The sequence below is a fragment of the Pseudoalteromonas sp. PB2-1 genome, from assembly GCF_045040605.1.
Taxonomy (GTDB): domain Bacteria; phylum Pseudomonadota; class Gammaproteobacteria; order Enterobacterales; family Alteromonadaceae; genus Pseudoalteromonas; species Pseudoalteromonas arabiensis.
Genome location: NZ_CP090667.1, coordinates 2,529,497 through 2,545,912 on the forward strand (window position 1 = coordinate 2,529,497; position 16,416 = coordinate 2,545,912).

Below are 16,416 nucleotides of genomic sequence, written 5' to 3' on the forward strand. Positions count from 1 at the left end.
ATATTAAATGATTAATAAAAATACTACTTTATAGGTAAATAAAATGATAAAACCGATCTGCAATCGGTTTTATCAAACATAACCAGTTAGGACTACTTTTCAGCGCGACCCATAAACTTTTGTTCTGCGGTATTAATACGAATACGATCGCCTGTTGAAATATGCTCTGGCACTTGAATAGTAAGACCTGTACTCAAACGTGCTGGTTTTGAGCGAGCACTTGCTGAAGCGCCCTTAATTGAAGGGTCTGTTTCTTCAACAACAAGTTCTACACTTGAAGGTAAGTCAATCCCCACTGGTGAGCCATCGATCACTATAACATGTAGACCTTGCGTCTCTTCATTAACAAATAAAATCTCTTCGCTAATTGCTTCTTTGTTTAAGTTATAAGGCGTGTAGTCTTCATTATCCATGAAAACATACTCCTCACCATCAATGTAAGAGAACATCGCTTCACGACGAGTTAAATCAGCAAGTTTAAGCATATCGCTATCTTTAAATGTTTCGTCTACTTTGCCACCAGTAACAACATCATATAAACGCATGCGGTATAAACTACCACCAGCACGACCTTGCGGTACTGAACGTTGAATATCTTTTACTACTAAAACTTGGCCGTTATGCTCAATAGCGGCACCTTTTTTGACTTCACTAGCCTTAGGCATGGGTGTATTCCTATCGTTTTTTAATGACAGGAATTTACCACGTAATTACTATTGTTCAACAAAAATTTGCAGTTTTACTTTTGCTGATGTAATTGGTCTATTTTTCAGCGAATTATCGTAATAAATGTCTCAAACCGAATAAAAAGATGCTATCTTTATAGCAACGAAAAATGACTTCAAGGACTGGATCATGAATCAACATGCTGTACATGAATACTTAATGAAAAAGCCAGTGGTAATGCTCACTCAGCCATTTGGTCAAGACGTCGATGTTTATAAAGTAAATCATAAAATGTTTGCGACTCTCGCAGAGGGAAAAGAAGGCCAAACAAATGAAGATGGTGAACCTGTTTGGTGGCTTAACTTAAAATGCGATCCGGACGAAGCTCAAGCATTACGTGATATTTTTCCTTCTGTAATTCCTGGTTACCATATGAATAAACGGTTGTGGAATACAGTGATTTTAGATGGCACTATCCCACAAGGAGAAATTGAACGAATGATTGATAACTCGTTTGATTTGGTGGTTGCGAATATGCCTGAAAAAGACAGAAAAGCGATTGAGCTTCACCTATAATTCGACCGCACTGATCACACCCTGTGATCAGTGCAATTTAAATGAAAATGGTGATCGGTATACAAAACCCCACCAATAGCATAGGCATCTAACTGCTTATCAACTAGCTGAAAGCCACACTTCTCGAGTACTTTTTCTGAACCTATGTTGCCTTCAGTGACGACAGCTTTAAACTCCTTCACAGAATACTCAGCCTGAGCAAAATCAAGCACCGCCTTTAAAGACTCGGTGGCATAGCCACGACCATGAAAATTAGGCAGCAATAAGTAGCCAACTTCTTGAATATCAGGAACGGTTGATGAGGTAAAACCTGTCACCCCCACCTCTTTACCTGTAGTCGTTTCAATAATAACTAAACACAATGGCGAGTTTGCATCTGGCTGCCAGGGCTTTAAACGTTCGTTAAACTTCGCACGTAGCTGCGCCTCTGAGGGCTTATCAAAGCATTTCTCAATAACCTCTGCATCATTGTGCAAAGTGTAAAACAGTGGCCAGTCATCAGCATTTAACAACCGTAAAGTTAATCGCGCAGTGGTGAGAATCATGGTGATCAATCGCTAAGTAAATAAGTCTAGTTATAACAAACCTACTTAGCTAATTAAATACCACTTATGGCCAATACTGCAGCGTAAGCTGCTTTACAGCTACCAAGTATAAATCACTTTTCCTATCACGTTATCTTTAGGAACAAAGCCCCAAAAGCGGCTATCTGAGCTATTATCTCTAGAATCCCCCATAACAAAGTAATGATCTTCAGGGATGATCCATTCCGCCTTTTCGCTGCCAGCTTGGTTGAAATAATGACTTATCTGTTCAGGGTGATTCTCATTTAGTAAAATTTGATAACGTTTACCATCATTTACCTCTTGCAGAACTTTAAGTCCACCTTCAGTTTGAGAAACGAGTGATTGCTCTAAAGGGATGAAGTCAGTGCAAATATCGGCTCTCTCATCACATGCTTTTTTCACGTAAACGGTTTTATTTCGATAAACAATTCTATCGCCAGCTACCCCTATTACGCGTTTCAGCCAAGTATAATCAGGGTTTTTCGGATACTGAAAAGCAACAACATCACCTCGACTCACTTTAGCTGACATGGGCGATCTTGAAATTTGATAGCCTAAGTACCGATAATTACCAAAACCTATTTTACTAACCAAAACTTGGCTCCCTTTATCTAACTGAGGTGCCATAGATGAAGCTGGTAAAGTGAAAGGCTCAAATGAAAAAATTCTCATTAAAATAAGAGCAGCAGAGACGGTAAGATAAATTAAAGTTACAGCCCACCAACTTGCGAACCAAGGCCGCTTCTTATCTGCGTTATAGTGCTTCGTTATCCAAAAAGCATGGAGTGGACATATAATTATAAACACACTTGTGAGATAAATGCCTTGATACCAATCGGCCTCTCCCGCACTCGCTTGGATTTTAATGTCAAACAAGTAGCATAAGGCCGTTAAAACAAGGTAAGTAATAAACAACCTGAATTTGTTAACGTACAAAAATACAAATGGCTGAAATAACACGCCCAGAAGAATAGCGATAAAACCTTTAGGCTTCCATGAAGTAGACACTCTGACATCCTTGTTTAAATTAAGTCATTGAATTTATTTGTTTATATTAAATATAAAATCACAGTGATGCCATAAAATTTTTATATTTCTTTAAAGCAATACTCCTTTAAAGCAAAAAGCCCCGCTCAAAATGAGCAGGGCTTTTAAATTAACTAATTAATTTAAAGCATTAGCTTTTCGTCGTTTCTGTATCCACTTCTACTGAAGCTTGCTCGTCTTCAACCACTTCCTTGGTTACTTCAACCGGATCGACTTGTGCAGCTTCGGCAACTGCCGACTCTTCACTTTCTGCTTGGTAAAAACGACCCCCCTTTTCAGCCATTGCTTTTAATGTATCGCAAGGAGTAAAAATTGGGTTGTAATTAGCGAATGTGGCCATTTCAGAAGTAACCTGTGCTGCGCCAAGTTTATCCATATAACTAAATGGACCGCCTAAGAAAGGAGGGAAACCGATACCAAAAATAGCACCAATATCACCGTCACGAGGACTTGCAATAATGCCATCATCTAAACAACGTACCGCTTCGTTCAGCATTTGTGCCACACAGCGTTTAGCAATTTCGCTCTTGTTTAAGCGAGGTGATGGCGTAACTCCCAGTAACTCGTATACTGACTCATCCACTTTTTTATCTTTTTTGTCATAAAGATAAAAGCCACGACCTGTTTTACGGCCTAAACGCTTAGAATCAATTAAGCGGTTAAAGGCATCGGGGGCTTTAAAACGCTCGCCCAATTCTTTTTCAAGGATGGGAGCAATTTTAGAGCCAATATCAATCCCTACTTCATCAAGTAATGCTAATGGGCCAACAGGAAAACCAAACTCAACTAAGGCTTGGTCAATCTTTTCAATTGGCTCACCTGCAAGCAGTAAATTAGCCGCTTCATTGACATAAGGCGCTAAGATACGGTTTACATAGAAACCAGCCATATCTTTAACCACAATCGGCGTTTTGCCTTGTTTACGGGCAAAGTTAACAACACGGGCTATGGTTTCTTCAGACGTACCGGCATGTGGAATAATCTCAACAAGTGGCATTTTCTCAACAGGTGAGAAGTAATGCAGACCAATTACATTTTCTGGGCGCGCTGCATCCGCAGCGATTTGTGCAATCGGTAATGACGAGGTATTACTTGCAAAAATCGTGTTGTCTTGGCATTCACGTTCAACATCAGCGACCATGCCTTGCTTAAGAGCTAAGTCTTCAAACACTGCCTCTATCACGATATCAATGTGTTTAAAACCACTGTAATCGGTGGTGCCGGTAATACGGTTCATGGTTTGTTGCAGCTCAGCTTTAGATAAAATACGGCGCTTTTGCTTTTTATCTAAAATTTTATAGCTGTAATTCATCGCATTGCTGATGCCCTTTTCAGCTACATCTTTGATGCGCACCGGAACACCCGCTTTCACAGCACTGACATGAGCGATACCCGCGCCCATCAAGCCACCGCCTAATACTGCCGCTTTAGCAATTGCTGGTGCATCATCGTTGCGCCATTCTTTTTTCATTTCAGTGGTTGCAAAGAAAATACCGCGCAATGCTTTTGACTCATCGCTCATAACTAGCGTGGCAAAGCCTTCAGCTTCAGTTTTATATGCTTTTAACTGATCAAGCTCAACACTTGCACGAACTGCTTTAATAATGGCCAAAGGCGCTGGGTAATGGCCACCGGTTTTCTTCAGCACATTTTCTTGTGCTTTTTTGAAAATAATATTGCGGCCAAATGGGTTCGACTCAAGTAATTGGCTTAAACGGTCAAGTTTTGGTTTAGTAGCCTTAGCCTTACCTTTTAATGCAAATTCTTTAGCAACGTCAAGTAATACACTGTGCGGCACACAGTCGTTTACTAAGCCTGTTTTCTTCGCTTGCTTAGCACGCACTTGTTTACCTGTAAGCATCCATTCTAGTGCTTTTTGCAGGCCGACTAATTTAGGTAAACGTTGAGTACCGCCACCACCTGGTAATAAGCCTAACTGTACTTCAGGTAAGCCAAGCTTAGTGATATCACTGTCAGAACAAACACGGTAATCACAGGCTAGAGCAAACTCTAAGCCGCCACCCAATGCTGCACCATGAATGGCACTCACTGTTGGAAAAGGCAGTTTTTTCATATCAAAAAACGCTTCTTGGCACATTTCGCTCAGCGCTAATGCGTCTTCACGGCTAGTTGCGCTATCAAGCATTTTAATATCAGCACCGGCGATAAAGTTATCGCTTTTACCGCTAATAAACACCATGCCTTTGACCGCTTGTGCTTGTGCGTCTTTAAGTAAGGTTTTTAAATCTTCTGCAAAACTGCTACGCAGGGTGTTCATTTTCTCACCCGGCACATCAATAGTTACAACGGCTACGCCGTCATCAGCCACTGATAAACTAAATACTGAATCTGTCATTACGCACTCTCCAATACAAAGGCTGCACCTAAGCCACCCGCTGCACACGCAGTCGTGAGTGCTAGGCCGCCACCGCGACGATTAAGTTCATTCAAGCTTTGCGTGATCAGGCGCGCACCTGTTGCGGCAAATGGGTGGCCGTATGCTAGTGAGCCACCTAAGACATTGAACTTGTCCATGTTAATTTCGCCGATCGCTTTACTACGACCTAGCTTTTCTTGTGCAAATTTATCTGACGCAAACATCTTCATATTGGCAAGTGTTTGCGCTGCAAATGCTTCGTGCATTTCAATTAAATCTAAATCAGCTAATGTAATACCTGCTCTATCTAAAGCGATTGGCGTTGAGTGCGCCGGACCCATTAGCATGTCTTCATGAACACCGATTGCAGAAAACGCAAAGCTACGTACATAACCTAGAATGTTGTAACCCAGTGCTTTGGCTTTGCTCTCGCTCATCATTAATACCGCAGCGGCACCATCTGTTAATGGTGTTGCGTTAGCTGCAGTAACTGAACCATGCTGACGGTCGAATACTGGTTTTAATTTCGCGTAGCCTTCAACCGTTGAGTTATGACGAATGTTATTGTCTTGCTCAATAAAGCTCTTATAGGGTGCAACATGGGCAGTCATTACTTCATCTTTAAGTTTACCATCAGCCCATGCTTGGCTTGCAAGAGTGTGAGAACGATGAGCTAAGGCATCTTGATCTTCACGGCTAATACTATGCGTTTTCGCCATTTGCTCTGCCGTTTGACCCATAGATAAGCCAGTAGAGTACTCAGCTACTGCAGGTGGTACAGGGAGTAAATCTTTTAGGCGCAGTTTTGAGAAAATCTTCAAACGCTGGCCAAGTGTTCGCGCTTTATTTAAATCAACCAAGCTGCCAGCTAATTTTTTGCTCACACCGATTGGTAATACAGATGATGAATCAGCGCCACCGGCGATACCCACTTGCACTGAACCTGCCATAATTGACTCAGCAACATTAGCAATTGCTTGGAAGCTTGTCGCACACGCACGTGATACAGAGTATGCATCTACTGAAACAGGCATACCTGTGCCTAACACAATCTCACGAGCAATATTAGGCGCTTCTGGCATTTGCACTACTTGACCAAATACAAGCTGATCGATTTCAGACTTATCAAAATTAAGACGCTCAAGCATCTCGTTAACAACCAGTTTACCCATATCAAGTGCTGGCACATGGTGGAATGCAGTCGCTTGTTTTGCAAACGGCGTTCGTAAGCCGCTAACGATGGCGATACGATCGCCCTTTGCTGTTTTAAGTATATTTTGCTCAGACATTTATGCTCTCCCGCTGACAGGTCTGACCTGTTTGTTTTTCCTGATTCTAAAACAACCCGAATACGAATGCCAATAGAGAAACGAAATTAGTTACCAACCATAGGCTTTTTTTAGCTTATTTACAAAAATAACGTGTATTTATATGGTAGGCTAAAAATCCTTAAAAAATAACGAACTATTTTAGGATTTTATGTCTAACACTTGTGTTGTAAGCTTTGAATCCTTATAACTTGTAAAAAGCGCCTAGCTCATAATAACGCTTAGCTAATTTATCAGCACTGAATAGGCTTATATCGGCGCATAACAAAAACAATTTTGACTCACGCTATTTAGGACAGTCTTTTTATTATGGCAGTTAACGCATTTTCACAATTAAAATCATACTTAGACACGCAAATTATCGGCCAACCCCAATTAACTCAAGCACTGTTAATCGCTATTTTGGCAGATGGCCATTTACTTGTTGAAGGTCCTCCTGGTCTTGCAAAGACACGTGCAGTGAATGCGTTAGCAAAAGGCGTAGAAGGTAGCTTCCAACGAGTACAATTTACTCCTGACTTACTCCCTGCGGATGTCACTGGCACCGACATTTACCGTCAGCAAACCAGTGAATTTGTATTTGAAAAAGGCCCGTTATTTCATAACCTAATTTTGGCTGACGAAATTAACCGTGCCCCTGCAAAAGTACAATCTGCTTTATTAGAGGCTATGGCTGAGCGCCAAGTAACGGTTGGTAAAAACACTTATCCACTGTCTGAGCTATTTATGGTTATGGCAACCCAAAATCCGCTAGAACAAGAAGGGACCTACCCCCTTCCTGAAGCACAGCTTGACCGCTTCTTATTGCATCTAAGTATTGATTACCCAGGGGCAGAACACGAGCTTGATATTCTTCGCCTGACCCGTGGTGAAGCAATATCTGATAAACAAGCTGAAACACAGCAAATTAGCCAAAGTGATCTTTTCGCGGCACGAAAGTCAATTTTGGGTTTGTACCTTGCTGAGCCACTTGAAAAATATTTAGTGCAGCTAATCATTGCGACCCGCGAAGCTTCAGAACTGGATGAGCAACTTGGTCGCTGGATTGAATACGGTGCCAGTCCGCGTGCAACCATTGCCCTTGACAAATGTGCTAGAGCTCATGCTTGGCTTGAAGGTCGTGACTTTGTTGCCCCTGACGATATTCAAGCGGTACTGCATAATGTATTACGCCATCGTATTATTTTAAGCTATGAAGCCCAAGCAGACGGCATCAGCAAGGATGATGTGATCACGCGTATTTTAGAACTGGTTGCAGTACCATAAGTTATGTCAGGTCAATTAGATATAGCTACTTGGTTGCATGAAAGCCATAGCCAAGGTGTTAATTTATCACTCAAAGAGTTGATGTATTACAAAGCCAAAGCGCGCTTACTTGAACTAGCACCTAAAGTAAAAATCAAAAACAGCTTAGCTGGGCAATACCTTGCGCCGCATAAAGGGCGAGGCATGGAGTTTGCTGAGGTACGCCATTACCAAACTGGTGATGACATTCGCTCAATCGATTGGCGAGTCACCGCTCGCACAGGCGAAACTCACACAAAACTGTTCCAAGAAGAGAAAGAGCGCCCCGTTTTTGTGTTCACCGACTTTTCAAACTCCATGTTGTTTGGCTCAAAGTTATTGTTAAAGTCAGTGCAAGCAGCACATATCAGCGCCTTGGTTGCATGGTCAGCTTGTCAGCGTGGTGACCGAATTGGTGGTTTGGTGTTTAACCAACACAGTCATCATGAACTAAAACCTACATCGCGGGAAAAAGCTGTATTAAAGCTTTGCCATAACTTATGTGACATTCATAGTCAGGCGTTAGCTAATGTTGATAAAAGCACGACCAGTTTATTTAGTGAGAACCTCAAGCGCCTTAACCATTTAGCTAAACCCGGTAGCTTAGTTTATATCGTTTCAGATTTTAGCGCACTAGACGAAGCTAGCTTTAAACAACTTGAAATACTAAGCCGTCACTGCGAGTTAATTGGTTGCCACGTTAGCGACCCATTCGAACATCAACTTCCTGCATTTAAGCAAACAGTGACTGTATCTGCTAATGGGCAAGATCTTGCTCTGCCGTTAATGGATAAGCAATTTCGGGAACGTTTTGCTAAGTCAGCGCAAGAGTCATTCGCTGTTAGGCTAAAACGCTTACAAAAATCTGGACTTAGTTTAATTTCATTCAGTGCAGCCATCCCGCTTGAGCTGCAATTAGTGAGAAAGTAATAATGCAAACAAATCCGCTCGATGGCTTACATGATGTCATTGCACCTTCAGAGGTCGCATGGTGGCCACTGGCTCCTATTTGGTGGCTAATTATTGTATTTTTAGTTGCACTACTAGTAGTTGGTTTAGTGCTGCTATATAAAAACCTGCAATTCAAGAAAGCCAAAAAGCAAGCGATTAAAATGAGTCAAAATGTGGCTAAAGATGATGCACAAGCGTTGCATATTATTCTTAAGCGCTTAACACGTCATTACTATAATAGTCAGCTTGCTTCGCAGCCTTTGGCACAATGGTCAGAGAGTTTATCTAAGCTTTGTGGTGACACTTTTAGCTACGATGAGCTCATGCCACTTTACCAACAGCAAAATAATAATGCAGAGCTTGCGGCTAAATTACGCAACGCCATTCACACTTTTAAACTCAAGGAGCCTATCAATGTTTGAGTTTAGTTGGCCTTGGTTCTTTGTGCTTTTACCTTTGCCTTGGTTAGTCAGTCGCTTCATGCCTTCAAAACAGCAAGGTCAGTTACGTCTACGTATTCCAAGCTTTGCTAAGCTTGGGCTTAACAACCAAGCCGTGCAACAACATAGTCGCAAAGTGTCATTGCTTGAATGGGCGGTATGGGTAGCATTGGTGATTGCGGTTGCAAACCCAACATGGCTTGATGAACCAATTACTTTACCCAATGAAGGCCGTGACATTATGCTGGCAGTGGACTTATCAGGCTCAATGACTGAGCAAGATATGGCTTATCAAGGCCAATATGTCGACAGACTAACCATGGTTAAAGCCGTATTAGGTGACTTTATTGAACAACGTCAAGGCGATCGCCTTGGTCTGATTTTATTTGGTGATACCGCATTTTTACAAACACCGCTTACGCGTGATGTTAAAACCGTAAGCCAAATGCTTGGTGAAGCACAAATTGGCCTTGTAGGCCGCGCAACAGCCATCGGTGATGCCTTAGGTTTATCTGTAAAGCGTTTTGCTAACAAAGATGAAAGCAATCGAATCGTCGTGCTCTTAACTGATGGACAAAACACTGCTGGTAACCTCAATCCTGAAGATGCGCTACTGTTAGCTCGCGAGGAAGGCATAAAAGTATATACCATTGGTGTCGGCTCAGATAACCCACGTGGTTTTAGTCTATTTAATATGGGCGGTATGAGTGGTGGCAACCTTGATGAAAGCTTGCTAAAACGCATCGCTGAACAAACCGGTGGCTTATACTTTAGAGCAAAAGATGTGGCTGGTTTGCAGCAGATTTATCAAGAACTCGATAAGCTCGAACCTGTTAGTAGTGATGAGCAGACTTTTCGCCCTCAAATTTCATTGTTTTATATTCCGCTATTGGCAGCACTTGGTTTAATTGTTCTTGCTGTATTCACTAGCTTTACTCGCCAACTTAAGCAGGAGAAGTAATATGGATTTCGAATTTATTCGCCCTGCCCTACTTTGGTTATTAATACCTGCGGTCATTATTTTTAGTGTGTTATTGGTGCGTAATAAAAAGAACACACCGGCAGCGTTAATTGCCCCACATTTAGCGCAATTTGTTATGAGCGACAATCATAAAAAACAAAGTCAGCCACTTTGGTTAGTTGCTCTATTTACGATTCTCGCTATCGTGTTTAGTGCAGGACCAAGCTTTGAGAAGAAACAAGTCCCTGTGTTTCAAGCAAAAAACGCCCGCGTTATTGTTATGGATATGTCGTATTCTATGTTCAGTACAGATATTGCGCCAAGTCGTTTAGTACAAGCACGTTTTAAAGCCCTTGATATGATTGAGCTATTTAAAGAAGGTGATACAGCATTAGTCGCCTATGCAGGTTCGGCCTTTACCATTTCACCATTAACAAACGATGCCAGCACATTAGCAAATCTCATTCCAAGCCTCAGCCCTGAAATCATGCCTAGTAAAGGCTCTAATGTAATCGAAGGACTTGAAAAAGCGAACGAGTTGCTCAGTCAAGCGGGTTACTTAGAAGGTGATATCATTCTAGTCACCGACGGTATTGATAGCCTAGATCAAGAAGATATTAGTCGTTTTACGGATCAGTCACATTATCGCTTAAATGTTTACGGGGTTGGCACTGAACAGGGTGCACCTATTAAGTTACCTGAAGGTGGCTTTTTGAAACATATGCAGGGGCAGATTGTGATTCCAACGCTGAATATCAGTCGTTTAAGCGCGCTTGCACGTAATAGTGGTGGCAAATTTGCACTTTATCAGACCAACAATCAAGATATTCAAACCTTTGCACCCAGTGCAAATGCTGAAATACTTAAAGATGAAAAACAAAGTCAAACACTCTGGCGTGTAGATGCGGGTATTTATGGACTCCTGCTCTTAATGCCACTGGCACTCTTTTTAATTCGTCGTAGCAGCCTAGTGCTTGGCTTTATGTTCGTTATGCTATTGCCGCAGCAACAGGTGTATGCCGCTGAGCTACCAGCAGTGCTCAAGAACCAAGATCAACGCGCACTCGATGCTTATCAGCAAAAGCAATTTGAACAAGCCGCCCAAGCTGAGAACTCTCAACTAAAAGGTGCTGCACTTTACCAACAAGGTAATTACCAAGCTGCAATGGATGCGTTTAGTGAAGATAAATCTGCTACGGGCTTATATAACTACGGCAATGCCCTTGCAAAAGCGGGTGAGCTTGAACAAGCTATAAATGCTTACAAGCAAGCACAACAGCTTAGAGATAACTTCACTGAAGCAAAAGAAAACCAAGCTCTGGTTGAAAAGTTGTTGAATCAGCAAGAGCAACAGCAACAAGAAGATCAGCAGCAAAATAACGATCAACAAAACGAAGATAGTCAACAAGACAACCAGCAAAAGCAACAAGGCGATAATTCAGAGCAAGGCGAAAACTCTGAACAAACTGAGCAACAAGATGACCAACAGCCATCAGAGCAAAGTGAGCAGTCAGATCAAAAGGGTGAACAGAGCGAGTCTAATAAAGATCAGCAAAATCAACCAGAAATGGAGTCTGAATCAGAGCAATCATCACAATCTGATGAACAAAAGCCTGAGCAATCTAATGAGCAAAAAGAGGCTCAACCTGAGCCTATGCAAAGTGATGAACAAGCCAAGCAGCAAGCTGAGCAGCAAGCGATGCAAGCACAAGCAGCCGAACTAACCAATGAAGAAAAAGAGAAAGCACAACAACTGAATCAGCTGTTGCGCAAAGTCCCCGATGATCCTGCAATCTTATTAAGAAATAAAATGCAGCTAGAAGCACAAAAACGAACCTATCAACGTCGTCCACGAGGAGCCGAAAAATCATGGTAATGCGATTATTATGTTGTTTATTGTTAATCGCGGCAGCGCCGCTATGGGCCGCCAGCCAACTGCAGGCAAGTGTTGATAAAAACCCAGTACTTGCTGGCGAGTTTTTTATTTTAACGATCTCCGTAGATGATAGTGTCAAAAGCGAGCAGCCTGATACCTCTGTACTATTAAAAGACTTTGTTGTAGGGCCCACCAGCGTAAGCTCTCGAACCAATATCGTAAATGGTGAGATCAGTAAACAAACTAATTGGTCTGTAAAACTAATGACGCGTAAAGAAGGTACTTACACTATCCCCGCCTTTACAGTTGCAGGTGTAAGTTCAAAACCAATTGAGTTAGAAGTGTCTAAGCGCAGTCAAAACGCTGAGCAAAATAATGATGCATTTATAAAAACGAGTGTAAAATCAGATAGCTTGTATGTCCAAGAAGCCGGTGTATATACCGTTAAACTTTACTTAGATAACAATAAAGAGCTACTTGATGGAAACCTAAGTACTCCTCAAATGGATGATGCTCAACTCAATGCTATTGGTAAACAGTCAGAAAGCTATGAATTAATCGATGGTAAGCGTTATCTCGTTATTACCCGAGAATATTTACTACAACCACAAAAAAGTGGTCAACACACAATTACTGCGCCAGTATTTAATGGCCGTATTAGGCAGAACTATCGTCAGATGGAAATATCGGCAATGGGTGAAGACCTTGAGCTTGACATTAAACCTATTCCAGAAAATTACCAAGGTGCATGGTTACCAAGTGAACTAGTAAACTTAGATGAGCAGTGGCAACCAAAAGACGATACTGTTGAAGTGGGCACACCAATCACACGTACAATCACTTTAACCGCGCTCGGTGTAACCAAAGAGCAATTGCCAGATATTGAGATGCCGCAAGTACAAGGTTTTAGAAGCTATCCTGATGAAAAAGAGACAAATCATTTAGTTAGAGATGGACGTGTTATCTCTCAACAAACAGCCTCGTATGCGCTGCTACCCCAGACACCAGGTACATTTACATTACCAGAAGTCAAGCTGCCATGGTTTAATACAAAAATTAATCGAATAAGTTACGCAACGATCCCTGCACGTACTATCACAGTGATACCTAGCACTAATGCACTTACACCTAATACCAATAATGCAACAGCAAACACCAGCCAAGAGCTAACAGGTGAAATTCCCGCTGTTCGTACTATTACTGAAGTAACTCAGCCTATTTGGCTTATAATTGTTGCGGCAGGCGGATACCTTTTATGGATTGCAACACTCGTGTTCTTCTTAAGAAAACGACCTGTTAGCGACTATTCCAATAAAAATGAAGTTAACAGTGAAGTGTCTTCGGTTTCTTTATCTGAACTAAAGAAATATGCAAAGACGAAAGACTATTCAGCATTTTATTTAGCCCTTTCACGTTACGCCAAACATGAAACAGGGCAAACACATAACGCGATTGATACGCTCATGGGCACAAGATCAAGCTCTAAACTAAACGAAGAAATTGCTAAATTGCGTGCAAAACTCTATAGTTCAAGTGATGAGCAGCCTGATTTAGCAATCATCATTAATGGTTTAGCCCAAACAAAAAGCGCTCAATCATTTGATAAAGATCAGGGGCTAAAAAAACTTTACGATTAATAATAACTAAACAATACACATCATGCGGCTAGCAGCGATTAGCCGCATTGAAAAAAATAATAAATCCAGAAAGTTTTTTCCTTAAGGGCGGGTCTAGATAACTATGACGGAAAAACAAAAGCGATATGAAGAGCTCGTTCATATCTACCACAGTGAGCTTTATCGCTTTGCATATTGGTTATGCCGTGATCAAACTATTGCTGAAGATTTAGTGCAGGAAACCTTCCTGAGGGCTTGGCGTGCCTTGGATTCACTCCAAGATCAACAGGCTGCTAAACCTTGGCTACTAACGATATTACGTCGCGAAAATGCGCGACGTTTTGAAAGAAAGCAATTTGATTACGCTGACGTTGAAAACGATACCTTAGTGGATGATAAAAGCACATCCCTTGATGCTGAAATGGAACAAACAGTGATTCAACGACAAATTGGAAAGTTAGCAGACGAATATCGAGAGCCTCTGCTTTTGCAAGTAGTAATGGGCTGTTCTGGTGATGAAATCGCTAAGATTCTCGATTTAAACAAAAATACCGTTATGACACGATTATTTCGTGCCAGAAACCAGCTTAAAGAGGCTTTAAGCAGTGATGATGACCAACTTAGAGGAGCATCAAAATAATGGATGAACTCGAGTTTCGCCGCCGCATCCTCGCCGAGCCAAGCACTATTGATAAGGAACTTGAAGCGTTTGCCGAGCAGGACGATGATAAACAAGCATTTATTGACGATGTTCGTGCATTTGACGACGAACTAAACGCTGCTTTAAATGTACCTGTGCCAGACGATTTAGCTGCGCGCATTATTGAACAGACCTATGCATCTGAAGAGCATGTTGAACAGCAACAAAATGATAATGTTGTTGAAGCTAAATCACGCTTTGCATTTAATCGCTTTTATTTAGCGGCTGCAGCATCATTCTTAGTTGCTATAAGCGTGTTTTTTGTTACTACTAAACAGCATTCATTATATAGTGTTGGAGAGCATGCTTTAGCACACTTATACTATGAAATTGGATCTTTAGATAAACATAAAGCAATTGACTTAGAGTACGTTAATGAAAAATTTGCCACCATTGGCGGCCACTTAGATGAGCTTCCAGGCAAAGTCACGTACTTGATGTTTTGTGATTTTAAAGGTCAAAAAGGATTGCACTTGGTATTTGAGTCTGACTTTGGCCCAATGACCGTATTTATTGTACCTTCAGAGGAGCAGCCTTTTGGCTCTGGTTCTGATGACTTTAGCGATGAGCGTTTTGCAGGCCACATAAGTCGTGGAGAAAAAGCCGATACAATTTTAATCGCTAGCATAGGTGCACCATTAGAGCGTTACAATAATATGGTGACCAGTGCTATACGCTGGCTTCATTAGGTGAGTTAAAATAGCAGATACAAAAAAACCGCATCATATCAAAATGATGCGGTTTTTTTATCACTATACAGCTGGTTACTTACAAACGTCTGCTACTGCATTTGCAAAGTAGTCAATGTTTGCATCGCTGATACCAGCAACGTTTACACGACTAGAGCCAACAATGTAGATAGAGTAGTCTTTTTGTAAGCGCTCGATTTGCTCTTTATTAATACCTAGGAATGAGAACATACCATTTTGACGGTCAATAAATGAGAAGTCTTGCTCAATGCCTCTCGCTGCTAAGCTTTCTTTGATTAGAGTACGTAAGCCATTAATACGACTACGCATTTCATCAAGCTCGTCATGCCACATTTGCGTAAGCTCAGCGCTACCTAAAATAGTGCTAACTATATCAGCACCGTGTGCTGGCGGCATTGAATAGATACTACGTACAACACTTAACAATACAGAGTTAGAGATATCTGCAGTTGCGGCGTCTTTAGCAATGATTGAACATGCGCCGATACGCTCACGGTATAAACCAAAGTTTTTCGAACAAGAAGAACAAATGATCAGCTCATCAACCGCTGCTGCTAATTTACGAAGACCCGCTGCGTCTTCTTCTAAGCTTGAACCAAAACCTTGGTATGCAATATCAACCAGTGGTGTAAAACCAACTTCAACTGCAAGATCTGCCACTGTGCTCCATTGCTCAGCATTTAAATCCATACCACTCGGGTTATGACAACATGCGTGGAACAACACAACATCACCTTTAGGCACTTGCTTAAGCGTGCTTAGCATGTCATCAAATAAAAGATCTTTATTTTCGTAATCGTAGTAAGGGTATTCTTTTACTGTTAAACCAGCCGCTTCAAATAAGCTGATGTGGTTTGCCCACGTTGGTGTTGTAACCCATACAGTTGCATCTTTGTTGCAACGCTTAATAAATTCGGCTGCAACACGAAGTGCACCTGTACCACCTGGTGCTTGTGCTGTGCGAACACGGTTTGCTAATAACGCAGGATGCTCACCCAGTAATAAGTTTTCCATTTTTTGGCAGTAATCTAAGTTACCCGCCAAGCCAATGTACGATTTACTGGTTTCGTTTTCTAAACGAAACGCTTCCGCTTTTTTAACCGCTTTAAGAACTGGCGTATTGCCTTGCTCATCCTTATAAACACCTACACCCAAATCAATTTTCTTTGGGTTTGTATCTTGTTTAAAGGCCGCCATTAGGCCAAGAATAGGATCTGTTGGTAATGGTTTTAATTCTGAGAACATTGACTATCTCTTTTATATAGGGGGTTAGCGTTGCCACTAGCTTAACATAAAAACCGAGCCTGATTACTAGTAA

At 41.5% G+C, this 16,416-nt stretch carries 15 protein-coding genes; 9 read left to right on the top strand and 6 right to left on the bottom strand.

What is annotated here, in order from left to right:
• Positions 1-92: 92 nt before the first annotated feature.
• A complete protein-coding gene (gene yeiP / locus L0Z67_RS11850; protein ID WP_062569785.1) occupies positions 93-665 on the bottom strand; it encodes an elongation factor P-like protein YeiP in 573 nt (190 codons plus the stop codon).
• A 190-nt stretch (positions 666-855) separates the two neighbouring features.
• Here yeiP and L0Z67_RS11855 point away from each other — a divergent pair, with 190 nt between their 5' ends.
• Entirely contained in the window at positions 856-1,242 is a 387-nt protein-coding gene (locus L0Z67_RS11855) for an MmcQ/YjbR family DNA-binding protein (RefSeq protein ID WP_062569784.1), read from the top strand.
• 14 nt (positions 1,243-1,256) lie between these two features.
• Here L0Z67_RS11855 and L0Z67_RS11860 read toward each other — a convergent pair whose 3' ends face one another.
• The 4 genes from L0Z67_RS11860 to fadI all read right to left on the bottom strand — a co-directional run bounded on the left by L0Z67_RS11860 (position 1,257) and on the right by fadI (position 6,521).
• Entirely contained in the window at positions 1,257-1,787 is a 531-nt protein-coding gene (locus L0Z67_RS11860; protein WP_062569783.1) for a GNAT family N-acetyltransferase, read from the bottom strand.
• Positions 1,788-1,886: 99 nt separating this feature from the next.
• Positions 1,887-2,684: a signal peptidase I gene (gene lepB / locus L0Z67_RS11865; RefSeq protein ID WP_405128055.1), complete on the bottom strand. Its 798-nt coding sequence runs from the start codon at positions 2,682-2,684 to the stop codon at positions 1,887-1,889.
• Between the two features lie 301 nt (positions 2,685-2,985).
• The gene (gene fadJ / locus L0Z67_RS11870) at positions 2,986-5,211 is read right to left on the bottom strand and encodes a fatty acid oxidation complex subunit alpha FadJ (protein WP_062569781.1); all 2,226 of its coding nucleotides are present in this window, start codon (positions 5,209-5,211) and stop codon (positions 2,986-2,988) included.
• Entirely contained in the window at positions 5,211-6,521 is a 1,311-nt protein-coding gene (gene fadI / locus L0Z67_RS11875) for an acetyl-CoA C-acyltransferase FadI (protein WP_062569780.1), read from the bottom strand. Before fadI ends, fadJ begins: the two co-directional genes overlap by 1 nt.
• Before the next feature lie 348 nt (positions 6,522-6,869).
• On the opposite strand from fadI, the gene L0Z67_RS11880 reads away from it, so the two are divergent.
• The 8 genes from L0Z67_RS11880 (at position 6,870) to L0Z67_RS11915 (ending at position 15,077) form a co-directional block, all read left to right on the top strand.
• Complete coding sequence (locus L0Z67_RS11880) at positions 6,870-7,826, top strand: MoxR family ATPase (RefSeq protein ID WP_062569779.1); 957 nt, start codon at positions 6,870-6,872, stop codon at positions 7,824-7,826.
• A gap of 3 nt (positions 7,827-7,829) precedes the next feature.
• Complete coding sequence (locus tag L0Z67_RS11885; RefSeq protein ID WP_405128056.1) at positions 7,830-8,774, top strand: DUF58 domain-containing protein; 945 nt, start codon at positions 7,830-7,832, stop codon at positions 8,772-8,774.
• 2 nt (positions 8,775-8,776) lie between these two features.
• Positions 8,777-9,217 (top strand): DUF4381 domain-containing protein, encoded by a 441-nt coding sequence (locus L0Z67_RS11890; protein WP_062569777.1) that lies wholly within the window; start codon positions 8,777-8,779, stop codon positions 9,215-9,217.
• Positions 9,210-10,196, top strand: a complete 987-nt coding sequence (locus L0Z67_RS11895) for a VWA domain-containing protein (RefSeq protein ID WP_062569776.1) — start codon at positions 9,210-9,212, stop codon at positions 10,194-10,196. The genes L0Z67_RS11890 and L0Z67_RS11895 overlap by 8 nt, the downstream gene beginning before the upstream one ends.
• Before the next feature lies 1 nt (position 10,197).
• Entirely contained in the window at positions 10,198-12,072 is a 1,875-nt protein-coding gene (locus tag L0Z67_RS11900) for a VWA domain-containing protein (protein ID WP_405128057.1), read from the top strand.
• Positions 12,066-13,709 carry a BatD family protein gene (locus L0Z67_RS11905; protein WP_062569774.1) on the top strand — a complete coding sequence of 548 codons (1,644 nt, stop codon included), beginning with the start codon at positions 12,066-12,068 and terminating at the stop codon, positions 13,707-13,709. The genes L0Z67_RS11900 and L0Z67_RS11905 overlap by 7 nt, the downstream gene beginning before the upstream one ends.
• 103 nt (positions 13,710-13,812) lie before the next feature.
• Entirely contained in the window at positions 13,813-14,328 is a 516-nt protein-coding gene (locus L0Z67_RS11910; protein WP_062569773.1) for a sigma-70 family RNA polymerase sigma factor, read from the top strand.
• Positions 14,328-15,077 carry a DUF3379 family protein gene (locus tag L0Z67_RS11915; protein WP_062569772.1) on the top strand — a complete coding sequence of 250 codons (750 nt, stop codon included), beginning with the start codon at positions 14,328-14,330 and terminating at the stop codon, positions 15,075-15,077. The genes L0Z67_RS11910 and L0Z67_RS11915 overlap by 1 nt, the downstream gene beginning before the upstream one ends.
• A 75-nt stretch (positions 15,078-15,152) precedes the next feature.
• Here the strand turns inward: L0Z67_RS11915 and L0Z67_RS11920 are convergent, their stop codons facing one another.
• Complete coding sequence (locus L0Z67_RS11920; protein WP_062569771.1) at positions 15,153-16,343, bottom strand: amino acid aminotransferase; 1,191 nt, start codon at positions 16,341-16,343, stop codon at positions 15,153-15,155.
• Between the last annotated feature and the right edge of the window lie 73 nt (positions 16,344-16,416).